Genomic DNA, 23976 nt, shown 5'->3' on the forward strand with positions numbered 1-23976 from the left:
CTGCTGATCAAAAAAAATAATCATTACATTAAAAACAAAGCCTACCATCAGTCAATGTCATCTTAATGACGATAAGCTATATCTAATTCGTGTCGAAATGCGATTAAGCTTTAACAATCGGTCGATCCGGTTTCGCCCATTCAACATGATACTTTTTGCCTGCTGTCTTATCTTTACGTTCAAAAGTATGTGCGCCAAAATAATCGCGCTGACCTTGTAATAAATTTGCAGGCAAGGTTTCACATCGATAAGAGTCGTAGTAAGCGAGTGCTGTACTGAAAGCACCATTAGGGATTCCCATCAAAGTTGCTGTTGAAATCGCTTTTCGCCAATTGCTTTGGTAAGTATTAATTTGCTCCGCAAAGAACGGATCGAGGAGCAAATTGTGGAGTTCTTCATTTAATTGGTAGGCGTCGGTGATTTTTTGAAGAAAAGCGGCTCTGATAATACAGCCTGCGCGCCATATTTTTGCGATACTTGCAAAGTCTAACGACCAATCGTGTTCATCAGATGCCATTTGCATTAATTGAAATCCTTGCGCATAAGCACAAATTTTAGAGCAATAGAGCGCGTCATGGAGGCTTTCTATGACAGCTGTTTTATCGGCAATTAAATGAGGATCGATTTCTGGTCCTTTCAACTGGCTTGAAGCTGAAACCCTGTCGCCTTTTAAAGTCGACAGGGAGCGCGCATAAACTGCTTGAGCGATGGTTGGTGCTGGGCTTCCTATTTCAAGACTGCTTACGGCTGTCCACAGGCCGGTACCTTTCTGACCCGCTTTATCGAGGATGATATCGACCAATGGTGTTTTGGTTTCGCTGTCGACTTCTAATAGCACTTCCGCAGAAATTTCTATCAAGTAGCTTTCGAGAACACCCTGATTCCACTGCTGAAAGATCTTGCCGATTTCAGACGGAGACATCGACAGGCCTTCACGCATAATATGGTAGGCCTCGCAAATGAGCTGCATGTCGGCATACTCGATACCATTGTGAACCATTTTGACATAATGTCCTGCGCCGCTTGGACCGATGTAAGTGGTGCAAGGTTCACCTTCTTTCACGGGGTTACCTGGTTCAAATCGTTCGATGGCTTTCCCGGTATTGGGATCGACTTTGGCGGCAATGGCTTGAAATACCGGCTCCACGCGAGTCCAAGCATATCGGTCACCACTAGGCATTAACGAGGGGCCAAACCGTGCACCAATTTCTCCACCGGAGACCGCAGTAGAAAAGAAATAAAACTTACCTAGATACTTTTTCTCGCGGCGTACCGTATCTGTCCAGAGACTGTTACCTGTATCAATCACGATGTCATCGGCTTTAATGCCTGCGTCCACTAATTTGTGGCATACATCGTCGACAATGTCGCCCGCCGGAATCGATAAAATAATTAAGTGAGGCTCTTTAAGGATTGACAATAATTCAGTATAGGACGAGCAGCCAATAATTCGGCCACCCGAACCAGACTCAGCTTTGTCTTGCGCCATAGCGTCTTCGATTTTTTGATGTTCGAGGTCGAAGGCGGCGATTTTATAGCCGTTATCGGCTAAATTTAAGGTAAGGTTTTTGCCCATGACACCTAAGCCGATAAAGCCAATGTCACAAAGGACGCTATTTTCAGACATATTAATCCCTTAGTTATAGTTACTAAATTTCTCGATTGTCGAGCTTTGGGTAGTGTAAGGATATGTCGCTGCGGCGTATTTTATCGAATATCAGTTATTAAGTCATTAGACGAAATTCACCTAAAGGTAGTATCCTGAGTACAAAATTTTGTCTATTCCGTTAAAAGACAGCGACCGGATAAATATAGGAGAATTCAATGAGAATTGACGATATTCGGGTATTTATTCCTGCAAAAGACTACCCTCAATCCCAGGCATTTTATCAGTCTCTCGGATTTAACATGGAATATGTGAGTGAAGCCTTGAGTTTATTCGATAACGGTGACTGTTATTTTTTCTTGCAAAGGTTTTATAACCAAGCGCTTGCTGAGAATTTAGTTCTCCAAATTTCGGTTATCGATATCGATGAGGCTTGGCAAAAAATTATCCAACTCGAAGGCTTTGATATCCGTTACCAGCCGATAAAACAAGAGCGATGGGGTAAGGTTATTTATTTGTGGGGGCCTTCTGGAGAGTTGCTTCAACTAACTGAATTTAAACAATAAAGTATAATTATTAGGTCGCTGTCGGGTGATTGTCGGGAGGCTTTCGTGTTAGTCAGGCAGCATTTTTTGAGAGAATCTCCGCAAACAGATTCAAGGTAATTAAGAAATGATAGTTAAAAAACTGCGCAAACAAAACAACTGGTCGCAAGAGCAGCTTGCAACCATGAGTGGGCTCAATGTTAGAACAATTCAGCGAGTCGAAAGTGGTCAAAAAGCCAGTTTAGAAACGCTTAAATGTCTTGCCTCTGTTTTTAATGTCGATATTGAACGATTAACAGAGGAGATTGTAGTGATTGATAAAGATTCTGCAGCTTGGAAAAAGCAACCATGGTGGTTTCGAGTGAACTTCATAGGTATTAAATCCAAGAAGCCAGTATTAGTACTGGAGCTGATAATGCTATTCCTAGCATTGATGAGTTGGATCTTTGATCCCCATTTGTTTATTACACCAACATTGTTTCTGTCTGCTTACACGACTGGTTGGTTGCTACGCTATGGTGATTCTAAAAATGCATGGTAATTGAATCAAAGGACATCCGATACGGGAATCACGTATCGGATGTTTCTCAGCTAAAACGACCCCGAGGTAGAGCCATTGTTGCTGGAAGTGGTATATTGGTTATTGGCGCCGTTTTGCCATTCGACGCTACTCCCTGCTTTTTTGATACATTTCCACTCGATCGACGTATTTTTAGGGAGGTTAATAGCTTTTGACCAAGTTGGGTAGTTCTTGGCATCAAGCTTGATGGCGGAGTTCGCGTCCCAACTACCGAGCAACGAATGGTTCCCTACCACATAGACATTTTGCCCCCAATAGGTGTAGCCATTCTCACAGCTGAATTGAACGGACACATTTTGGTCAGTCGAACCGGTTTGCTCAACCCAAACAGAATAAGAGCCACCATTGACAGGAAAGTTAGCCCAACCATCCTGATTACTGGTTACAGTATCGCTGCGATTACCGGTGATATCGATGAAAGTTTTATTAGCTCGATCGACATTCATCCATTTACTCCCCCCGGATCCGTCACTCATAATGACTGCCATTGCTTGAGGATGGGTAGCATCACCTAAGCGGGTCCAACCAATAACATCCCAATGATCCAAATAATCAATTTGTGGTCCGTAAGCGTAATTTTTTCGCGCGGCGAGCAATTGATCGATAGCGACCTTATGAGAGGCTAAATTGATGGTGGTGTTATTACAGTTATTGTCTGATGTTGTGTAGCTTGCACCGTAATAGTCAGCGTGAAAAACATTAGGATAGCCTTGTTCTCTTAACAAAATGAATGCGTAGGCAAGTGGCTTGAACCAGTCTTGCACGGGGGATTCTAATGCTTGGCAAGGTTGCGTGTCATGATTGTCAACTAGCGTCACAGCAAGCCCCGGTTGATCTTTCATCAAGGTATTATTCCAAATGTTACGCATATCATAACTTCCACCAGCAGTTGATGCCTGATGAAAATTTAAATGAAGCGGCGCATCGAACAATGACATGCGTCCTTCTGTTTTACTGATGTAGTTATGAAGCCTGCTAGTGTCATAACTCCAAAACTCACCGACAGTAAAAAGTGATTTGCCAGTATTGACGCGCAGGTGATCAAGCCACTCATTAAAAAAGTCATAGCGAATGTGCTTTATCGCGTCAATTCTAAACCCATCGACTTGAGTAAAATTGATATACCACTCTCCCCAATCTTTGAGTTCTTGAACGACTTCAGGGTGATCCATATCGACATCAGCGAACATTAAATAATCATAATTAACATTCTCAGTATCGACTTCCCAATCCCAGCCTTTACCAGCACCGCGAAATTTGAAAATATTACTTTCTTGTAAATTTTGTGCCCAGTCGACGCCATCAAAATGAAACCAGCGCCACTTAAAATCAGAGTAAGTATTGCCACGAGCCGTGAAATCAAACTGGGTCCATGCATCAATTTGCAAATCACCGCCAAATTCATAGTCACGGTTGTTTCTGGCAACTCTGACGGCAGTCACTGATTCTGTTGCATCAGCTCCGCCACGATGGTTGAAAACAACGTCACCATAAATTTGAATACCGTTATTATGCGCTGTGTTAATTGCATTGAGATATTGTGACTTTGTCCCATACTTTGTTCGAATAGAACCTTTTTGGTTAAATTCTCCGAGGTCATACATATCGTAAACACCATACCCGACATCGGCGCTTCCCGAGTTTCCTTTGTATGCTGGCGGTAACCAAAGTGCAGTAATTCCTGCATTTGAAAGTGCTTCGGCATTGTTAGATACTTCATTCCATAAACTACCATCAGCCGGCAAATACCAATGAAAGTATTGCATCATTACACCGTTGTTTGCATTGGCTTTGTGACCTGAAAAAATAGTTACAAACAGCAATAAAAAAACAAAAGCACTCAAGTTTCGAGTACTTCTTACGACACTGACTAGATGAGATTTTGATTGAATCATTATCGTTCCTTCAAAAATTCGTCTCAGTAAAACGTAAGCTAAAAAATAGCGATCAATCTGAGAAATATTGGTTAGTTTTTTTCAGTGTTTTAGCGATTAAAATCATCCAATGCTCGAATCGTTAATACAATGAAATTCCCGTTGTTCCGCTGCAGAAGTCGAATCAAACTAGCACAATGAAATCGTATGCAAAGCGAGAAGTTGCAGTTTTGTGACATGAATACGTATGCAAAAAAATAAGCTGATTATTTGAGGCTGTTAAGTTTTCTTTGTGAGATGCAAATTACTTTTTTGTATATAGATTAAAGAGATAAAAAATAAAAAAAGGCACTTGAAAAGTACCTTTTTTAGTTGCGCGGATTATCGAGTCGCACTCAATCGATCAGACCATAATTATCCCGCAAAATACTCACGATTTCTGTTTTGGGATTTTCTGAGAGTTGAATTTTTTCACCGGTAATTTTTTCCGCGATATCGATATAAGTTCTCGATACTTCCATGAGCAGCTCAACAGGTAAAACATTATCTGTTGCCAGAGCAGTTCTTTCTTGCATTCGATCTTTATTCAATAAAATATCGGGATCAGGAAAATGATTAAGCAGTTGTTGTCTAAACGCTTCTTTTGACTTCTCAACAATTCTTCCGGCTCGTTGTGAAGGTCCGTCCCAAATACGAGAAGAGTCAGGCGTGCCCACTTCATCCATATAGATGAGTTTTTCTTGACCTGAACGATCGGTTACATAGCCAAACTCAAATTTGGTATCAACGAATATTTGATCAATTTTCTCAAGCTGGTCGCTAATGACTTTGAAACCGTCTTTTAAAAGTTTTTCATACAAATTGATATCATCCACCGATTTAAAATTAAAATCGGCAAAATTGTCTTCAATGTTTTGTCGAGTAATATTCGCATCGTCTTGCTCAGGCACACCAGGAATTCCGGTTAAAATACCTTTTGTTGACGGGGTGATCAGGAGTTCCGGTAACTTTTGGTCTTTACTTAAACCATCGGCTATCTTAATCCCACAAAACTCTCTTTCACCATTCGCGTAAGCTCTCCACATCGAGCCTGTAATGTATTGACGCGCAATCGCTTCAATTTTGACTGGTTTGGCTTTTTGGACAATCCAGACAAAAGGGTGGGGAATATCGAGAATATGACTATCGGCCAAGCCTTTTTCTTTGAACAACTTGAACCAATGATTAGAAACAGCGTTAAGCGCTGCGCCTTTGCCAGGAACGCCATTCATACCGCCTTCGCCACGCCAAATACAGTCAAAAGCAGAAATTCGATCACTGATGACCATGATCGCTAACGGTGAATCGGCGGGGACATCATAGCCTTTTTCGCTAATCAAGCGTTTACTGTCGGCCTCAGTTAACCAATAAACTGAGCGAACCTTGCCACTGTGCACAGGCTTATCGGTTCGGATAGGTAAATCGTCGTTCACCGCCAATACTTTATTTGCTAGCGTATTATTTACATCTGGGTTGTTGGAGTGACCCATATTTGATTGTCCTCATGCTCTCTCTAAAACTACTAAACTTCAATCGAGTTTAGATTTAAACACCACTTCCTCGCTTTTCACTATTTGTCCGGTCATGGCGCTCAATTTTGAGTACACCAGGCTGCTGCTGATTGCTCAGTGCCAGCATTAGTGGCGAATGGTTTATCGCGCGATTATACCGTAATCAGTGTAAGTCGCCACCAGAATCCCTTCTTAACACCCACTACAGAAAATCTAATTGAAATAAGCAAGAATTCGTTAATCAGAAACTAGTAGATGAAGATCAGCGAAACGCCTGCTATTGCGATAAAACTGCCGATTACCGCCTTTGGAGTAACTGGTTGTCCCTGAAGCTTAGCGATAAGCAGAGAAAAGATAATACAGGTCGCAAATAACGATTGAACAATTGCTGCTTGAGTTTGTGAGAAAGCGTACATCTGCAATATTAGGGCGAGGAAAGTGCCAATAAAGGTTGCTAAAACCAGCAATCGCCACACATTAGCGTCAGCTGGCTTTTTGGGTAACCATGATTTACGCGTCACCAGTAATACAAAAATAACGACAGCTATTCCGCCAATCAGGCGAATTAAACTCGCCGTCGCAGGGTCAATATCACTGCGAGTTAGCACGAATCTGCCGATGACTGCGCCACTGGCTTGGCATAAAGCCGCGATAGCGGCCAAACTCAATCCCGTTAGGCTTATTGGTTGCGAAGGAGAACGGCTTTTCTTGCATCGCAAAACGATATCAACGCCCAGCAATACCACAGCGATTGCCAGCCACTGAATTGGCGTCAACCACTCGTTGATCCAAATTATTGCGAGCAACGCAGTAAAGATAGGGGCGAGTGTTTCAGCGACTAATAAGGTGTTTCGTTCCCCGAGCCGATTTAAAGCGGCGAAAAAAGCAGTATCTCCAATACCTATTCCAATTACACCACTAATGAGCAACCAATACACGTATTTGAGTTCAGGCAGCGATGGTGAAAACCCTATTAGAACAAAACTCAAACACACAATGGAAAGAATACCTTTCCATAAGTTTAATGTTAATGGTGAAAAAGCGTGACCTAACTGGCGAAAGTAAACTGTGGCTAAAGCCCAACAAAAAGCAGTCGTTAAAGCGGCAATTTCACCTGAAAATAGCATTGTTTTTTTAGCGTTGTTTTAATTGAGGAGGTAATACTAGGGCGGACAATAAATTTTTACAAACTAAAAGCCCAGAAAGATAAAATTTGCTCGCCGTTAGAGAGCATAACTCAATCGAGTTAGATAGAATCTAGACTTACGTAAATATTCACAACTAAAGCCAATTATGGTTTGCAGGCTCGTGCAGTTAAGGTAATTTAGCGGGTCGCAAAAGATATCAATTGAGATTAAAAAGTTAGGTAACCATTTTTGAAGTTTTCGAAACGACAGGCCACGATTTCAGCTAGACAAAAAAGTGTGAAAATGATTCGGTGGACAGGGGGAGCATTAGCGGTAATGCTCACTTATATTGCTTCTGTGAATAGTCAAACAAGGAATGATTCGACTCAAGATATTCAATCATCGGAATTTGAATCATCTGAGACTCAATCTCCGTTTGTCATCAACACGGGTATTGCTCACTCTTTTGCGGAAGGGATTGCGAACGACCCCATGACGGCTAATCGTTCTACAGAAGATAAAATTCTCCCTGAGGAACCTCGCACCATTACCGCCGGTGACAGCGATGATTCGTCGAGTGAATTAGAGTCGGTGAGCAGTGATTTCGTCAGTTTCGCCGATGCGCCTGTGTTGGTGGTAACCGGGTCTCGCCATGATAAAGATAAGGCGTTTATCAATGACTTCGTCGCAGTAAGTGACTCAATCGGCTCGCCCATATCAGTTACTGAACTGCTCGCAAACGAAGCTGGACTGAATGTCAATGGGCAACCAGGGCTTTTCCAAACACTGAGTATCAGAGGACTTGCTCGGCAAAGAGTTCAAGTATATGTCAACGGTATGCGGATTACCTCGGAGCGCCGTGCTGGTGTCGCGGCTTCTTTTATCGACGCAAGCTTATTGTCGGGAGCTGAAGTTACTCAAGGACCCGCCTCTACCTATTATGGGAGTGGAGCGATAGGCGGTACTATTCACTTAGTCACCAGGCAAGATGAAAGCCGTTGGTTTAATGGGAGTCTAAAGTCTGATGGTAATGAACGTTTGTTCGCTTTTGGAGTGGGTGATAGCGACTATACGACAGGTCTCGCAATACGTGAAAGAGATAATGGTGAAACCATTAGTGGCGAAGAAAAGAACAATAACTTTAGTCAAGTGTCATTTAATTATTTACGGCATGCCAGTTTTAACCAGTTAAAGTTAGACTGGCAGCTGATTTACTCAAAAGGGGATGACTTAGGGAAAGATAACTTGCGTTTCCCTGACTCGAGAATAACGTCTTACCCAAACGAAGAACATATCCTCTCGCAGTTTACACTCTCGGGAGACGGAGACTGGCAAGCCCGTCTCTATTTTCATGAGCAGGAACTCATTACTCAAGATATCAGACCGCTGAGCCGAGTGAACGAGGTGACTACTGATTCTTTAGATGTTGGCTTTGCGTTCGAACAACCTTGGCTAGTGAATGATTTTGAAGGGATATTCGGACTTGATTATTTTGCACGCCGAGATGTAAATAGCTTCGAAGAAGAAACCAGTTTGTCGAACCCAACGGTTGCAAATTTTATTGCCTTAAATAAGGGCCAAGAAGATGAGGCTGCTCTGTTTGCGACGGCTAATCGACAAATCGATAGTTGGTCTTTTAGTGCAGGCTTGCGTTTAAACTATCAAACTCAAAAAAGTGATGATACTGCAACAGTTTCCGATGACTTTATTACTTATTTTGCATCTTTAACTAAGTCAATCGGTGAACTTGATGTGAGCTTAAGTTATGGAACGGGCTTTCGGTTTGCGAGTTTGTCAGAAAGGCTTTTTAATGGAACAACCGGGCGTGGACAAATTTTTGGTAACCCTAACTTACTTCCAGAGGAATCGTCTTCTTTTGATTTAGGTTTCAATTATTCGTATAACAATTGGCGCTTTACAACACATTTTTACGAGACAGAGGTTGATAATTTCATTGAAAGAGTCTCGCTAGATGATGATACAAGAACGTTTGAAAATCGCACCAACGGGGATATTTCTGGTTGGCAGTACAATATTGATTATCAAGCCACTGACGAACTGAGTTTTTCATTAAACGGTCAAAAAACAACTGGAGAAGATGAGCTGGGTAATAGCTTGTCTGATATACCGCCAGAGCGGCATCGACTTGCAATAAATCTTAATAAAGATAATTGGTTTTTTAATACGAGTTATATTATTCGACAGTCGAAAAGCAATTTTGGTGATGGCGAATTGCCTCTCGAGTCAGCACAAATTGTCGCCTTGAAGTTCGGTACTCAGGTTTCACAAAACTGGGAGATAGCATTATTCGTCGATAACCTGTTTAATGAACGTTATTTTAATTCGGCCGATGATCTTAACACGTTAGCGACCGGACGAGAGTTCGGGATTAACTTTTCCTATATCCATTAACTCGTTAATTTGCTTTTTAATTTCATGTACTTAACGTATTGTTAGAACTTAACCAAAGCTTAATGTTCGATAATAGCCTAAACTAAGGTTAGATTTTAATGTGTTTTTGATGGTGTTTAAGTGCGAAAACTAGTGCTTCTTTTGGGCCTTTTGACAACATTCAGTATGGTTGTTAATAGCAAGGAATTGTCGATTAATTACGTTCCTCCGGAAAACTTGGCTTCGGATTCACACGCTTATTTTGTCGATTTATTAACTTTGGCTCTGGAAAAAACGCGTAATATTGATGGTGACTTCACTTTAAAACCATTGGCATTTCATATGGTTCAAAGCCGAGCAATCCAAGAATTAGCCAAAGGAAATAAAGTTGATGTTTATTGGACGATGACAAGTCTCGCGCGAGAGAAAAAGCTTTTGCCCATCAGAGTTCCCTTGTTAAAAGGACTTTTCGGTTATCGGATTTTTTTGATCAGAGAAGAGGATAGACAAAAATTTGCGAGTATCAATTCGCTCGATGAACTCAAGTTGTTAGTTGCTGGCCAAGGAAGCGATTGGCCAGATACAAAAATACTCAGAGCAAACGGCTTTGATGTTGTTGGTATTACTGACTATGATTCGATTTTTCCGATGCTACAGCGGCGCCGAGTCGATTTTGTTCCAAGGGGAATCAGTGAGCCTTGGGGTGAAGTAAAACGCCATCAAGATAAAAACTTAATTGTCGAAGAAACGATTATGCTGCAATATCCAGCACCAATGTACTTTTTTGTAAATCAAGAAAACACCGCGCTTTCTGAAAGAATTGAAAAAGGATTAAATATTGCGATCGAAGATGGCAGCTTTGAAAAGTTATTTCTCAGCCATCCTGGCAGTTCGGAAATTTTAGCCAAAGCTAATATTGAGAACCGCAAGATTTTTAGACTAAACAATCCGGTGCTTCCTCCTGAAACACCGATAAACAACAAGAAGTTTTGGATATCAGTTGACTAAACAGCAAACTGTTAACTTTTAGTAAGGTGTTTCTCAAAAAAATTCATTGTTCTTTTCCATGCCAGCTCGGCAGATTCTTTATCATAACGACCTGTAGAGTCATTGTGAAACCCGTGATTTGCTTTTTCGTACATGTGCATGATGTAATCCACATTGTTCGCTTTGAGATCTTTCTCATATTCTGGCCAGGTTGCGTTGACTCGCTTGTCAAGTTCTCCGAGCTGAATCATCAAAGGCGCTTTGATATTTTTACGGATCGACTTAGCCGCAGGTGTCCCGTAAAAAGGCACCCCTGCATCAAGGTACTGGGGAATAGTTGCCGCTAACATATTCACGATGTATCCGCCAAAACAGAACCCGACTGCGCCCAATTTACCATTGCTGAGTGAATGCTTTTTGAGGAATTTTGCCGCGGCGATGAAATCGTTTTCGATTTTGACACGGTCCATTGAGCGTTGCATTTTACGCCCCATGTCATCGTTGCCAGGATAGCCGCCAAGCGGATATAGTGCGTCAGGCGCAAAAGCGACGAAACCGGCTTTTGCGAGTCTTCTAGCGACGTCTTTAATATAGGGGTTCAACCCTCGGTTTTCATGAATCACTAGAACAACAGGAGCCGTTTCTTGTAACTCTCTCGGTTTCACCAAATAACCTCGGCCTTCACCATGTCCTTCGGGCGATGAAAATGTTTCAAAAGTGGCGAGTATCGATTGGTCGTTAAAAGAGACTTGCTCGGCTTTAGCGTAGTTAGGCATTAAGGCTGGAGTAATTGCAGCCATCGATATACCAACGGCTGATAATGACGAGAGGCGGCTTAAAAAAGTGCGTCTATCGATTAAGCCGTGGGCATATTCATCATACCAATCAAATGCTTCCTGAGGTATTGGTCGAGTTTCTTTTTGCATTGTTATTTTCCTCTTGTTCATGATTGATAGTTATACGAGTGAAGCGAAAAAATAGAGCGAAACTCAATCCGCTAAAGCGATTGTTACCGGGGGGGCTCTTCTTTTTCTTTTTTCTCGTCCTGCTGCTTTTTTTCTTGTTCTTTCAACAGCTCTTTTTCAGGGAAGCGATTTGGAACTTCATATAACTCATCTTTTTTAAGCTCTTCTGCACCGCCAGCAGATTCAGATAAGGCTCCAGACTGTCCTGTTCGAGAACTGCTTACTTGCGGTTCGGTTTTCGGTATGTTGTCTTTATTGTCCACAGTAGTTTCCACTTTAGAGTTGTCAGCGCTTTTTGATTGCTTAGCATCATCGTCTTCTGGACAGCCTGTTAATAAAAACAACGGTATCAAGAACGACACTAGCCGTTTAATTGTCGGTTTACTCATGCCAAAGTCCTGTTTTTTTCAACGTATAATAATAGATAACGATCAAAGTCGTTTTTCAAGGTTAACTTAAAGGTTAATAATTTCAACTTGGAGTTACAACTAGCCATAAAAAAAGGCCAGCTTGTCAATAACTCGCTGACCTTTTTTCGATCTCAATTTAACATTGAGATATCGCTGTTAAAAAGAGTATTTTACACCGACAGCATATCGACTGGCATCCGAGTCATACTCATAATCAGCATAGATCGAAAACTCGTCGTTCATATAATATTCGCCACCGAGTTGGATGAATGTTTGGTTGAAGTCTCCAAACGTATCATCTACTTTTCCGGCATCCAAATAGTTGATTACACCATTCACTTCAAACGAGTCAGATACATAGCTTCTAAAACCAAGCCCGACTTGAAACCCGGACTCGTCAAACGTACCTGCATTGGTTTGGTCAAACTCAATGGCTGCATAATCAATTTGGAAGAACATTAAAGTATCATCGGTGAGGTCCATCTTATAACCAACACCAATCGTGCCACGAACTGAATCTAAGTTATCATCGCTCGTAGAAATATACTTACCTGCAATGTAGTACTCTTTATCGAGGTCATAAGCACCAGCAACTTCAAAGCCACTTTGCTCGACGCCGATATATTCTGGATCTTGCTCTGTAAAGCCCACTTTGACATAGTTAAATGTCGGCGTTTCTGCTGCCGCGTTTAACGATAAAAGTGTGGCCGCAAGAGCGATACACATTTTACTTTTCATTGGTAATTATCCTTTTTTGATTTAAACAAAGAGCGAACTCTTGTCAGTTAAAATCATTTCACAAGGCAGATAACTGCCTTGTGAATACTCGTTATTATTTGTTAAGCGAACGTCTTCTTGCGAAGCCTGCTAGAGCAAATAGAAGGAGTACAGGAATACCAATTGAACCACTACCTTTCGGCTTATCCATGATAGTGACACTTGCTGCAGTTTTTGCACCTAGTGTGACACCACCTTGAGGGTTCGAAATCACCACTGTGAAAGACTTGTTCACATCTAAAGCATTGGTGCTTACGGTGATAGTCTTAGTCGCGCTATCTAAGTCTCCCCAAGTAACTGTGCCAGAGGCTGCAGTGTAGTCGGTGCCAGCAACGGCTGTACCATCGATTGTCGTAAAGTCGACACTAACTTCATAGTCGTCACCACCAGTTCTCTCGAGCGTGATGGTTGCTGTGTCTTCTTCATCAACAGTGATACCGGTTACGCTGATTTGCGAAGTACCATATTGCGGAGCGGTTAAAGTCATAGAGACTGGAACCGAAACAGCACCATAAGGTGTGTCGTTACCATAAACGATTGAAGCAGTGTAAGTGCCTTCATTAAGGCCTGTTGAATCCATTGTTAGATCAACATCGCTCGTTGCACCAACTGACAGATCGCCGGCCGCGACAGACGCTGTCAACCATGGAACATTGTTCCACTCGCAAGCGCCGGTCTCACCAGACTCAAAGCCGATAACAAACTGTTGTTGCTGTTCGACCATCCACAAGTTGCCGTTACAGTCTATATCAAGACCTGCTTGACCGAAGTCTTGGACAACATCATCAGCAACACCGTCGCCGTCAACATCAAGACGCACATCATAGCCGCCAACTTTAACGAAACTTGGAGAAGCCGCATCAACTACCACCACATCGAATGCGCCGGCAACAGACTCACCGTTTACACTGATGAACAAGTGTTGAGTTTCTGCATTGTAAGCTAAGCCCGCAATTGAAAGGCCAACATTTACTGAACGAAGAATCGTTCCGTCTGCTGTAAACTGATGGATGATACTGTCAACCCATGAACCAGAGTAGAATGTATCGGTAACTGGATCGTATGCCAATCCACGCTGTGAAGCGCCAAATGCTGGACAGATTTTGTTACCTGTCGCTGCTAGCGCATCAACATCATACTCATGGATACAATCGTCATCGCCAACATCAACCTGCCATAACTTACCAGTACGCTGGTTAAATGCGCTGTCTGCAAAGAAGCTACCGTCTAAAGCGACCGGAATAAAGTCTGAGGTAAGCGTTCCATCAGCTTCGTAGCGCCAGATAACGTTTGCTGGTGCACCCGCAGCTTCAAGATCACCGACATAGAATTCACCAGTAGCACGGTTAGTCGAAATACCCCAACCATAGGTGATATTGGTTGGGAAGAATCCAACTATATCGCCAGGCGCTAATGGATCAACATTAACTTCTGATTGATAACGGATCTTGCGAGTATCGCGGTCATTCATATTCTTCGGACCAAAATGGCGAGAAGATGGATGGAATGGACCGTTGATTTGCGCAGCAGCAGTCGCATCACCTTTTATGAAGTATGAGTTGAAACTAGCCGCTGCACTACCTGAGTTAGTGATTGTTATACTATCAGTCGCAGTTCGACCAGCAGTTTGTGTTACTTCAACAGTTTCAGAATCAGACTCAAGTTGACCTGCATTCAAGCTAACTGGAGTAGCAAGCGTGATATCACCTTCAGCTGGTGTTGCAGTTTCATAGTTATCTTCTTCTACAGTAATCGCTGTTGCATCAGCAGGTACGAATACTTGGAATAAACCGTCGTTAACCGCATCATCTTCAGGAGTTGCAAAAGACATTGCAGCCAGTCTGTCATCAACATCAACTTCGGCGCCTACTAATGGTTCACCTGTGTTTGTATCGATAACATAACCACTTCTTAAGTTACCCGCGATTAGCGGAGCACAAGATAAATCGCCAAAGCGAACATTGTCGACTAACGCATACCATTCGAAGTTTGCATCGTAGTAACGGAAACGTACTTCGAAACTGGTTGCACCAGAAAGTTGAGCTGATAAATCAATCGCATAGGCTTCAAGTGTGTTGTTTGCCGCAACAGTGCCTACATTAACCCAACCTGCACCGTCAACGTTGATGTCAACATCAAGCGAGTCTGCGCCAGTGAATGTTCTGAAGAAAGCGTCAAATTGAAGTGTCGTTGTAGAGATATCGGCAACATTGATGCGTGGAGAAACCAGTGAAGTATCGATATCAACTAAACCTGCCGCATCAGAATCAATAAATGCTGCATCACCATCTATTCCTGGAAGGTTGCGACCTGAAGCAAGATAAGAGCCCCAAACTGCGCCAGAACCTTGATCATCAACAACTGACCAACCAGTGGCTGGGAATACGTCAAACGCTTCTAAGAAAGACGGAAGAACAAAATCATATCCCGGTGCAGTACAGTTAGCATTTGCATCAAGTGCGAAATCAACACCACCTTGCAGGCGCTGTTGGGTTTCGTTAACTGGTAACACATCTTGCGACGATGTCATGTAGCCGCCTACGCCAACTTCAGCTGCAGAAAATCCAACAGTTGTCCCTTCGAACAATGAAATTGAATACTCACCAGTTTCTGGGTTACTGAAAGTAGTGAACGTATCATCAGGAACGCTAACCGTTATTTTTGCATAGAGCGGTGCGTCGGTTCGGTTCGCATCAGAAACAGTACCACTGACAATAACAGGTGTAGCACCAGTTAAAGTGATATTGGAATCTGTGGTCTCGTCTTCATTAACCGTAACGCTTGCAGGAGTGGATTCAACCCAGCCGTATTTTGATGCTGTAAGATCGTAATCACCAACCGGCAAGGTAAGGATATAGTTACCATCTAAGTCAGCACGTGTTGAGATAAGACCGGCTGAAACTCTTGCAAAAGGAATTACTTCTCCAGAATCTGCATCAGTAACGGTACCTGCAATTTCGCCTCGAGGACCGGCAACACAAGATGGAAGCTTGAAGCTCGTAATTTTGGTTGACCAAGCTGTCGACCCGTCATTTGCTGATTCGTAGTATTCAGTAGAGAACCAGAATGTACAGTCATCAGTCGGGTCAATGCTCATACTTGAGTAATCACCCCAGCGAGTAGCACCCGCCTGTGACCCTTCACCCGCTTGAAGCACAATCTCTTCAGTTAAAGTGTTCGCAGCATCAGTTGCTAATCGAGTTGCAGCACGAATACCAGGCGCTAAGTCTGGGCTCGCGATACTGTAACCAAACGCTAAGTTACCATTCACGTCCATAGCGCCAGAGCCCATCCATCGCGAATGAGTGTCAGGCGCGAAAGTACCTTCTTGAGCAATAGTTGCTGTGCCTGCAAGCTGATCAACATCGATTTCGTACCAGCGCATTGCTGTTTCGCCTTGTCCTGTGGGCGCAGCAATATTGTGATTGAAAACAATTTTACCTTGACCATCTAGATTTCGATAAGCCGCTCTGAACATCGAGCGAATGCTGATAGAATCCAATTGGTTGCCATTAGGTTGAGTAACATTAGGAGCACTGCCGTAAGGAGTTACTGGGATAGATAAAACTCGTTCAAAAGTTGAAGCGCCTGGATCGGACCAGTTAGCATCAAATTCCCAAACTTGTAAGTTATCGGTCGATACAAGATCAGCCCAGATAAAGTATTGTTTTGCGCCCGCTGGTGGCGGAATCAAACCATCGATATCAAGAGGCATTGGCGTAAATACTGCCGAGCCTTCAGCACTCATGTCAAACTTGATTTGACGTGCTTCAGCACCAACAAGCATTGCATCTCTTTCGTATGCAACAACACCACCGCCGGCGAAGTTAGGGTCAAACTGGTTAACACCCATGTAGTAACCATCAGTCCAGACACCAAACTTAGGGTAGTCGTTAAAAATAGTATCGGCATACAGGAAATCATAGAGGTAGTAAGCACCCGTTGGATCACCGGTTTGTGAAATCGCGATACACTGACGGTTATTGTTAAAACCACTTTCGAAAGCGAACTGGCTGATTAACCAGCGGTCAGCGGCGCTATCATAAAGAACGATTGGGTCACCGTTGTTGTTTGTTTCACAAAGTCCACCAAAGCCGTCCCATAGAGCATTGATTGCTGTCGGTGCAACTAAAACGTTGCCTTCTTTATCCCAAATTCCTAAGGCAACGTTGACCGTTTGCACATAGTGATTTGGGCCAACATCACCGTTGGTATCCGGTGGTACAGAGCCAGTTACATTTGGCAAACCATTGAAGTTAACACCAATTTCCGGCATTAATAGTTCTGCACTTTTTTTGCGAACTGGCATGCTAGTTTGAGCTGACTTGTCAACGAAACCCTCCGGTAACGAGTAGTCTCGATCTTTTTCAGGAAATCTATTGGGAATTTCTCGATCGCCTTTAAACCCAGGCACATTATCGCCTGATGCGGATAACTTGAATTTTCTTGCTGGATCGAGAGTCGGTAAAGGTTTAGCTAGTTCACGTAAAGGTTTTGATAACTTTACTGGCGCTGAAGTCGTTATAGTTTTTTTTATTTTCGGATCTTCTGCGGCATTAACTAGCAATGAGATACTGCTGAGAGCGAGTACCCCGAGCGTGGTAATTTTTCGCATTGTCTAATCGTCCTTTTTTTAGTTTGTTGTTTATCTGTCTGACGACTACCGATGTTTAACTACATTTCTGTCAGACTGTGATTGAGAGTAACAAATATTTACAGTAAGAAAGCGGTAAAATTCACTAAGAAAAGGGCGTAACAATTACACTTTTTGATTTAATCTCAAAAAAGAATAATTAAAGAGGCTCGATATCGCGTTAAGAGTTTTTATAACGTTCAATTACGTATCTAAAGTATTTTTAATTATGAAACGCGCACAAAAAAAGCATCTTAGTCAAGATGCTTTTTTATAACGTGTGTGTAAAATGGCTAAAATGAACTAGCGCTTAATACCAAAATGGAGGTCAAAGAAATTGCGTATCATCGTGGCACGATGCATTCGGGTTTTTTTGCCTCGAATACTATGTTTTTTGCCGGGATAATCCATTGTCATGAACTGAATATTGTTGTCTTGCAAAACTTTGTAGAGTTTGGTGCTGTTTTTAAATAAAACATTATCGTCAGCCATGCCATGATAAATTAAAAGTGGTCCAACCAAATTAGTGGCGTAAGGAAACACGCTCGATTCTTCGTAAGCTTGAGGATCCTCTTGAGGCGTTCCCATGTAGCGCTCTGTGTAGTGCGTGTCGTAAAGTGCCCAGTCCGTGACCGGCGCGCCTGAAACCCCCGCTTTAAAATATTCTGGCGCTTGAAACATCGCCATCAGCGTCATATAACCGCCATAGCTATGACCGTGAACGCCAATCTTTTCTTTATCGACCCAAGGAAAAGTCCTGAGAAATTTAACACCAGCTACTTGATCCTTTACCTCAATTTTCCCCATTGCCCGATAAAGCGGATCTTCAAAAGCTTTGCCGCGATAATTTGATCCCCGATTATCAACTGTAAACACTACATATCCTTGTTGCGCCATATAAGTTAAATATAAATTTCCCCAGCGATTAGTGACTGTTTGCGCAATAGGTCCACCATAAAGGTAGATAAAAACGGGATACTTTTTGGAGTCGTCAAAATTGCTTGGCTTGTAAAGGCGATAATACAATTTAGTATTATCGTCAGTGGTGAAAGTGCCAAACTCAGGCGTTATCAAATCGTTTTTATAGTCTGCGAGAGGATGATTGTCATCAACTTTATTTTCAGAGAGCCATGCCAGTCGCTCTCCCGTACTCTTATGTAAACTGACTTGAGGTGGCGTATTAATTGAGGAAAAATTATTAATGTAGGTTTGGCTATCACCGGCAAATGTGATGGTATGGAAACCACTTCGGCTTGTGATTTTTTTGATATCGCCAGTATTAATGGAAACAGAATATAAGTGTCTTTCTAATGGCGTATCTTTTCGACCAGTAAAATAAACTAGCCCTCTCTTCTGGTCGATATTTTCGACTTTATCAACGACCCAATCGCCTCGAGTCAACTGCTTTAGTTGCTTGCCTGTTTTATCAAAAAGATAGATGTGTTTAAAGTTATCTCTTTCTGACGTCCAGATAAAATTATCATTAGTTAAAAAATAAAGGTCGTCATGCAAATTAATCCAAGTATTACTGGTTTCTTCAATTAATCGCTTTTGTTTTTTTGTTTTAGTGTCAAAAATATTAAGGCGCAGAGTTTTCTGATCGCGGCTTTGCCACTGAAAAGAAAGCTGGTTGCTGTCATTGGTCCATTTAACTCTTGGCAAATAAATATCGTTATTTTTACCTAAGTCAACCCAAGTTACTTTGTTGCTATCCAATTCAATTACCGCGAGCTCGATCACAACATTATTTTTGCCAGCAAATGGGTAGCGCTGCTTGATCATTTTTATATCGTCAGCATAAATTTCTGAACGAGTCACTTCTTCTACAGGAGATTCATCAACTTTGGTAAAAGCTATTTTAGATTCGTCACCTGACCACCAGTAGCCCGTCATTCTTTTCATCTCTTCTTGAGCAACGAATTCTGCCATACCATATTTAATCGGGCCGCCGCCGTCTTGGGTGATTGCTGTCTCTTTTCCAGACTGAAGGTCTAGTACATAGAGGTTTTGTTCTCGGATATAAGAGATATAATTAGCCTTTGGCGAAAATTTAACGTCAGTTTCGAACTCAGGTGTACTAACAACTTTGCGGGCTTTTTTGTCACCAACTTTGTAGTAGTAGACATCTCCAGCTAAGGGAAATAATAAAGCCGTACCGTCCTTCGACCATTGATAACTGACAATACCAGAACCACTTAAACGCATACGTTCACGGCGGGCTTTTTCCTCATCAGATAGTGCCTCGTTACCCGAATGTAAGTCGTCAGAATCAAAAAGTAAACGCGTCTCGCCAGAGGCAATATGGTATTCCCAAAGATCTAATCTTTCATGATCCGATTCTTTGCCTTTTAAAAAAGTGACTCGAGTGCCATCGGGAGAAATTTTAAGCCCCCGCACCGAAGGGCCAGATAGTGAAGGCGAAGCAAAGAGTCGCTCTATGGTTAGTTTTTTAGCTGATACTGGTATAGTGAAAGTGATGGTAATAATTACCAGACAAGCAAATAGTCGAATCATGAAGGTACCTTGAGGTTCTAGTTATCAGGTTCTTAAAAGAGCTGTTGAGTGTAACTAGATTGGTGTTATCCCTCAAGGTGTTGGTGTAAGACAATGTAAGCTAAGTTAGAAAGTGCTTTGCGCGTGATTGAAAATCGTTTTATTGCAATAAATGTTAGTGCATCCTTTCAAAGCCGATTACCAACCTTTGCTAATCATCAATCCTCCCCAAACAACACTCCTATCGGCGTTGCCCTGCTTAACCTCTGATGATTGACCGCGTAGCAAGTAGCTTAATCTCCAACCTGTTTGAAACTGCTTGGTTACACCGACCCAAGCATCTGCGACTAAGATACGCATATCACTGGCATCAAAAGTATGGTTGCTATCTTTAAATTGGCCTTGCAAAAACGCATTGTAAGCTCTTGCGTGAATATTAAATCCACCCCAAAAATAAAACTCTTCAACCTGACGGTTTAATCCTGCAAGACTGGCTGACTTTTCCGAGTAATCGTTAAATTGGGGTCTAAAGCTATACCATGGCGTATCAAACTCACCAATCCTAGCGGCCAGCCCCCAACTGGCAGCAGTGATGTACCCTATGCTCGCTTGACTAGTCGTGCTGATCTCAAGGTTATAATCGCCTTGATAATCGAAGTGCAGTAAGGATTGTTTGGCAACACTATAGCGAGCCGTTAATTCGCCGCCATCGCTAATCTGGTTTTCCCAACCCACAGGCTCATCGCTACCCAATGTTTTGTGGAGTTGAGTCTGTAATTCACTGATAATTTTGGAACCTAAAATACCCACAGAGAATGAGGAAATATAAGCAGCATCGTTTTCGAAATCGATCGACTCTTGGGTGTTGGACAAAAATAAAAGGCTTGCATAAGGACGATCATCCAGCTGTGCAGCTTCCTCGGTGATGACTTCTGGCGTGAAAACCGTAAAACCAACTTCTAAACTGTGTAACTGGCGATCGCCATTGTCATGGAAACTTGAAAAACCACTGATTTTATCTACCCAGTTTAATGCGGGATCTAGAGAGAAGGCGTATTCAGTTGCTCGCTTGCCAGCCAAAGTCAAAGATATTCCGCCAGTGTAGTCTTTGTCACTGTCCCGTAAAGCAAACAGATCATTGTCAACATAAAGTGCCCAGCCAGTATCGTAGGGTTCGTCTTCAGTTTCCCAAATCCAACCGCGATGGGGATTCTTTTCAGCATTGATTGTACCCACAATCGCTTGGCCACTATGGTAATTGCTGATTGAGTCGTACTCGGTTTTCTCTTGTGGTGTTGAGGCTAAGGCGAGGGGAGCACCAAGCGTCAACGTGATTAATGTTGTTAGCAATTGTTGTTTCAAGTTTTGCATTGCTCTAATTCCTAATAGTTCCCTAATTTTGCAAATCATGGTTGTTTTGAATAAATAAAATATGACCAGTCGTCTTAAACTCTTAAATAAATGACCGGTCGTCTTAAGTTTTGTTACACTGAGTCGCTAAAATATTTTTTGTCTATAAAAACAATCAATTAGATTAACGGGGTGCTGCTGAGGCTGGACTACTTAAAGAACCCTTGCAGCTGGGCAGTGAAGACATTGAACGGTCTACAGTCTCTACTTCCCTTCGCGCGCATAATAGCGCCCTCCCAGGCATAGTAGATAAATTCTGCTAGATCATCAGGAACGAGAGATTCTCTTAACTCGCCCTTTTGCTTCGCATCTTGCAAGCAGTGTTTTATTAAGCCGATTTGCTTGCACATGATATTAGACGTGGTTTCACGAATCGCTTCGTTTTCATCGGCCATTTCTAAACAGAGATTACCAATTAGGCAGCCACCGTGAAATTCATCTTTACTCATTTGATCACAGCCCCCACTGAAGAACGCTAAAAGGCGATCCTTTGCAGGCTGTGAAGAGTCGGTTAAAATGCTTTCTGCCATTTTTAAATTATCGAGAGCCACTCGCTCGACCGCTTCGATGACAAAAGCTTCTTTGCTGGTAAAATGGTTGTAAAAAGATCCTTTGGGAACGCCTGCTGCGTCCACGATCTCTTTAACACCGGTGCCGTTGTATCCTTTTTGAGTAAGGACCTCGAGACCCGCGTCTAAGATATGTTCTCTACAGTAACCAATTCTTCCCATAACGGGAACAAATATATGACCGGTCGTCTTGAAAGTCAAGGTATAATGTCATAGGGAAAAACTATGACATTTGCATGATGACTTAACGACTGGCTAACTTTATGTTTTATATAGAAATTCTGGTAAGATGGCGTTGCTTTCTAAAAAATAGACATCAATCGTAAATCTATGGGACGTTCTTTAGTATCTAAATTATTCTTCTGGCTTATCTTGTTGCTGTTTTTTTATGCCTCTGCGCCATTTGATGGGCAAGAGACTAAAAAACATCAGCTTTCTGCCCCACATCCATCGATTAACTTGCAAGAGTACCCGCAGTTTGCACAAGCCTATCAAGCGGTGTTCAATGTATCCGATCCAAATCAAAAATTAGCCGCTATTGAAAATGCTTTAACGATAGCAGACCTCGCGTTTATCGGCGAATTGTCGCAGGCCGAGAAAAGGGCTATTACTCAGCTTCACAGGCTCGCGGCATCAATTCACCAGTCGAAATGGCATATTCATTATGCGATCGCTAGCTTACAAAAATCTCAAGCGATTGAGTTCAGCGAACAAGTGGATAGAGAGCTAAAAAGACTCAAGCATCAATTAGCGCGCAGTGAAACCGAGCGAGAACTTAACCAAGAATATGTTGCCACTCGGTTTAGTGGTCCCGCTAAAACGTTGGAAGGCAGAGTCCTCGTCGCCTACATTTTTATTGATGATGGCGTTAAGACACGCTGGACCGACCGCTTTATTCAGCGGAGCAACGATGTTATGGAGATAGTCCAAGATTGGAAAATCGCTCAAGCGATGAATTACAAGGTCGCTGATGTGAGCTTTGTGAACAAGCAATATTTGGTGAAGCGGAACCCACAGTTGAAGTTGATGTCATCGATATCGTTTCAAAGCGACTGGAACACGATTGAGAACTTTGTCACCGTAGTAATGAATCACCTTGGTGCGAAAGATGTTGGCGAGTTTATCAATCGAGAAATGGAAAAAGCTAACGCGGACCAAGGGGTTATTATTTTTCATAGTAATTTTGAGAAACGCTCATTTGCCAGGCGTTGTGGATATACCCATCAACGAACGTTTTTCAAAAATGGAAAAGAAAAGGTTGAGTATATCTCTCGTTGTAACGATGAGTATGTCATGCTGATGGAGAAAGTAGAACGTAACCGCTGGGACAAACTTCACTATGTTCAGGCCCATGAAATATTACATCTTTTTGGTGCCGATGATTTATATAGCATATCCGGCGCTAAAAATTATGCCTTGACTGATATTATGAACCACCAGAGTAAAAATCTTAGTGATAGCGAAATATCGGCAATCACAGCTTACGCTATCGGTTGGCAAGAAAAACAACCTAAAGCCCCATTTAAAATTTTAGAAAGATAACAACCAGAGGTCTTATATGGAACTAAATTCTTTAGAGCAATCGTTTATGTTTTTAGGGATGAACCTAGTGTATGCAGTGATAGCGTTAGTTGTTAGCGTTATCGCGCTTATACTAATTGATAAATATGTGTTTACTAAAATCGATTTTATCGAAGAGATTAAACGCGGCAATATTGCCGCGAGTATTTTTCATAGTACGATTTTGATTTTTATTGGTGTCGTAGTGGCAGTTTCAATGAGCTAAATTTTTAAACGCGGTATTTTTTTATCACCGTTTTCAAAAGGTAAAATATCTCGATAGTTGAATTAACCGCGTAACAACTGGTTTAAAGTCAGTTTTCTCCCGCCTATATCGAATTAACTAATTTCTAAAAATCTCAGTGGTGAGCAAATACAACGCTAGTTGCTCACTGCTTTGTTTAAATCTCGTATTGTAATTTATATTGCGATGGTATTTCTGGAACAGAATGTGGCACTTTCTAGCAAATAGGATTGCAGCAACGCAGATAGAATCTCC

At 42.2% G+C, this 23976-nt stretch carries 17 protein-coding genes; 6 read left to right on the forward strand and 11 right to left on the reverse strand.

Going from position 1 to position 23976, the window contains the following annotated elements:
* Positions 1 to 103: 103 nt before the first annotated feature.
* Positions 104 to 1627 (reverse strand): NADP-dependent phosphogluconate dehydrogenase, encoded by a 1524-nt coding sequence (gene gndA / locus FLL45_RS14360; RefSeq protein WP_142942745.1) that lies wholly within the window; start codon positions 1625 to 1627, stop codon positions 104 to 106.
* A gap of 197 nt (positions 1628 to 1824) precedes the next feature.
* Here gndA and FLL45_RS14365 point away from each other — a divergent pair, with 197 nt between their 5' ends.
* Together FLL45_RS14365 and FLL45_RS14370 are read left to right on the forward strand one after the other, a co-directional pair.
* Positions 1825 to 2172 carry a VOC family protein gene (locus FLL45_RS14365; protein ID WP_142942746.1) on the forward strand — a complete coding sequence of 116 codons (348 nt, stop codon included), beginning with the start codon at positions 1825 to 1827 and terminating at the stop codon, positions 2170 to 2172.
* A 106-nt stretch (positions 2173 to 2278) separates the two neighbouring features.
* Positions 2279 to 2692, forward strand: a complete 414-nt coding sequence (locus FLL45_RS14370) for a helix-turn-helix domain-containing protein (RefSeq protein ID WP_142942747.1) — start codon at positions 2279 to 2281, stop codon at positions 2690 to 2692.
* A gap of 50 nt (positions 2693 to 2742) precedes the next feature.
* Here the strand turns inward: FLL45_RS14370 and amyS are convergent, their stop codons facing one another.
* From amyS to FLL45_RS14385, 3 genes are all read right to left on the reverse strand, one after another.
* Entirely contained in the window at positions 2743 to 4626 is a 1884-nt protein-coding gene (gene amyS / locus FLL45_RS14375) for an alpha-amylase (RefSeq protein WP_142942748.1), read from the reverse strand.
* Positions 4627 to 5000: 374 nt separating this feature from the next.
* Positions 5001 to 6134: a phosphoribosylaminoimidazolesuccinocarboxamide synthase gene (locus FLL45_RS14380; protein ID WP_142942749.1), complete on the reverse strand. Its 1134-nt coding sequence runs from the start codon at positions 6132 to 6134 to the stop codon at positions 5001 to 5003.
* A 269-nt stretch (positions 6135 to 6403) separates the two neighbouring features.
* On the reverse strand, positions 6404 to 7282 hold the full coding sequence (locus FLL45_RS14385) for a DMT family transporter (RefSeq protein ID WP_142942750.1): 879 nt from the start codon (positions 7280 to 7282) through the stop codon (positions 6404 to 6406).
* Between the two features lie 303 nt (positions 7283 to 7585).
* On the opposite strand from FLL45_RS14385, the gene FLL45_RS14390 reads away from it, so the two are divergent.
* Together FLL45_RS14390 and FLL45_RS14395 are read left to right on the forward strand one after the other, a co-directional pair.
* Positions 7586 to 9694 (forward strand): TonB-dependent receptor, encoded by a 2109-nt coding sequence (locus FLL45_RS14390; protein ID WP_142942751.1) that lies wholly within the window; start codon positions 7586 to 7588, stop codon positions 9692 to 9694.
* A 120-nt stretch (positions 9695 to 9814) separates the two neighbouring features.
* Positions 9815 to 10681 (forward strand): substrate-binding periplasmic protein, encoded by an 867-nt coding sequence (locus tag FLL45_RS14395; RefSeq protein ID WP_142942752.1) that lies wholly within the window; start codon positions 9815 to 9817, stop codon positions 10679 to 10681.
* Positions 10682 to 10692: 11 nt separating this feature from the next.
* Here FLL45_RS14395 and FLL45_RS14400 read toward each other — a convergent pair whose 3' ends face one another.
* The 7 genes from FLL45_RS14400 to FLL45_RS14430 all read right to left on the reverse strand — a co-directional run bounded on the left by FLL45_RS14400 (position 10693) and on the right by FLL45_RS14430 (position 22118).
* Positions 10693 to 11586: a dienelactone hydrolase family protein gene (locus tag FLL45_RS14400; protein ID WP_142942753.1), complete on the reverse strand. Its 894-nt coding sequence runs from the start codon at positions 11584 to 11586 to the stop codon at positions 10693 to 10695.
* 83 nt (positions 11587 to 11669) lie between these two features.
* Positions 11670 to 12014, reverse strand: a complete 345-nt coding sequence (locus FLL45_RS14405) for a hypothetical protein (protein ID WP_142942754.1) — start codon at positions 12012 to 12014, stop codon at positions 11670 to 11672.
* Positions 12015 to 12191: 177 nt separating this feature from the next.
* Positions 12192 to 12773, reverse strand: a complete 582-nt coding sequence (locus FLL45_RS14410; RefSeq protein ID WP_142942755.1) for an outer membrane beta-barrel protein — start codon at positions 12771 to 12773, stop codon at positions 12192 to 12194.
* A gap of 94 nt (positions 12774 to 12867) precedes the next feature.
* Complete coding sequence (locus tag FLL45_RS14415; protein ID WP_142942756.1) at positions 12868 to 17427, reverse strand: carboxypeptidase regulatory-like domain-containing protein; 4560 nt, start codon at positions 17425 to 17427, stop codon at positions 12868 to 12870.
* A gap of 321 nt (positions 17428 to 17748) precedes the next feature.
* Entirely contained in the window at positions 17749 to 19959 is a 2211-nt protein-coding gene (locus FLL45_RS14420; protein ID WP_142942757.1) for a S9 family peptidase, read from the reverse strand.
* A 177-nt stretch (positions 19960 to 20136) separates the two neighbouring features.
* Complete coding sequence (locus FLL45_RS14425) at positions 20137 to 21309, reverse strand: lipid A deacylase LpxR family protein (protein WP_185964473.1); 1173 nt, start codon at positions 21307 to 21309, stop codon at positions 20137 to 20139.
* A 188-nt stretch (positions 21310 to 21497) separates the two neighbouring features.
* Positions 21498 to 22118 (reverse strand): TetR/AcrR family transcriptional regulator, encoded by a 621-nt coding sequence (locus tag FLL45_RS14430; protein WP_142942759.1) that lies wholly within the window; start codon positions 22116 to 22118, stop codon positions 21498 to 21500.
* Positions 22119 to 22247: 129 nt separating this feature from the next.
* Here FLL45_RS14430 and FLL45_RS14435 point away from each other — a divergent pair, with 129 nt between their 5' ends.
* Both FLL45_RS14435 and FLL45_RS14440 read left to right on the forward strand, forming a co-directional pair.
* Positions 22248 to 23459 carry a hypothetical protein gene (locus FLL45_RS14435; protein WP_142942760.1) on the forward strand — a complete coding sequence of 404 codons (1212 nt, stop codon included), beginning with the start codon at positions 22248 to 22250 and terminating at the stop codon, positions 23457 to 23459.
* A gap of 16 nt (positions 23460 to 23475) precedes the next feature.
* Entirely contained in the window at positions 23476 to 23703 is a 228-nt protein-coding gene (locus FLL45_RS14440) for a DUF350 domain-containing protein (RefSeq protein WP_142942761.1), read from the forward strand.
* Positions 23704 to 23976: the final 273 nt, after the last annotated feature.

Source organism: Aliikangiella marina, assembly GCF_007004765.1.
Classification (GTDB): domain Bacteria; phylum Pseudomonadota; class Gammaproteobacteria; order Enterobacterales; family Kangiellaceae; genus Aliikangiella; species Aliikangiella marina.

Coding starts and splice junctions, on each gene's coding strand:
- FLL45_RS14435 (WP_142942760.1), top strand. CDS start 22,248: ATGGGACGTTCTTTAGTATCTAAATTATTCTTCTGGCTTATCTTGTTG.
- FLL45_RS14425 (WP_185964473.1), bottom strand. CDS start 21,309: ATGCAAAACTTGAAACAACAATTGCTAACAACATTAATCACGTTGACG.
- FLL45_RS14380 (WP_142942749.1), bottom strand. CDS start 6,134: ATGGGTCACTCCAACAACCCAGATGTAAATAATACGCTAGCAAATAAA.
- FLL45_RS14405 (WP_142942754.1), bottom strand. CDS start 12,014: ATGAGTAAACCGACAATTAAACGGCTAGTGTCGTTCTTGATACCGTTG.
- FLL45_RS14390 (WP_142942751.1), top strand. CDS start 7,586: ATGATTCGGTGGACAGGGGGAGCATTAGCGGTAATGCTCACTTATATT.
- FLL45_RS14400 (WP_142942753.1), bottom strand. CDS start 11,586: ATGCAAAAAGAAACTCGACCAATACCTCAGGAAGCATTTGATTGGTAT.
- amyS (WP_142942748.1), bottom strand. CDS start 4,626: ATGATTCAATCAAAATCTCATCTAGTCAGTGTCGTAAGAAGTACTCGA.
- gndA (WP_142942745.1), bottom strand. CDS start 1,627: ATGTCTGAAAATAGCGTCCTTTGTGACATTGGCTTTATCGGCTTAGGT.
- FLL45_RS14440 (WP_142942761.1), top strand. CDS start 23,476: ATGGAACTAAATTCTTTAGAGCAATCGTTTATGTTTTTAGGGATGAAC.
- FLL45_RS14415 (WP_142942756.1), bottom strand. CDS start 17,427: ATGCGAAAAATTACCACGCTCGGGGTACTCGCTCTCAGCAGTATCTCA.
- FLL45_RS14420 (WP_142942757.1), bottom strand. CDS start 19,959: ATGATTCGACTATTTGCTTGTCTGGTAATTATTACCATCACTTTCACT.
- FLL45_RS14410 (WP_142942755.1), bottom strand. CDS start 12,773: ATGAAAAGTAAAATGTGTATCGCTCTTGCGGCCACACTTTTATCGTTA.
- FLL45_RS14385 (WP_142942750.1), bottom strand. CDS start 7,282: ATGCTATTTTCAGGTGAAATTGCCGCTTTAACGACTGCTTTTTGTTGG.
- FLL45_RS14365 (WP_142942746.1), top strand. CDS start 1,825: ATGAGAATTGACGATATTCGGGTATTTATTCCTGCAAAAGACTACCCT.
- FLL45_RS14370 (WP_142942747.1), top strand. CDS start 2,279: ATGATAGTTAAAAAACTGCGCAAACAAAACAACTGGTCGCAAGAGCAG.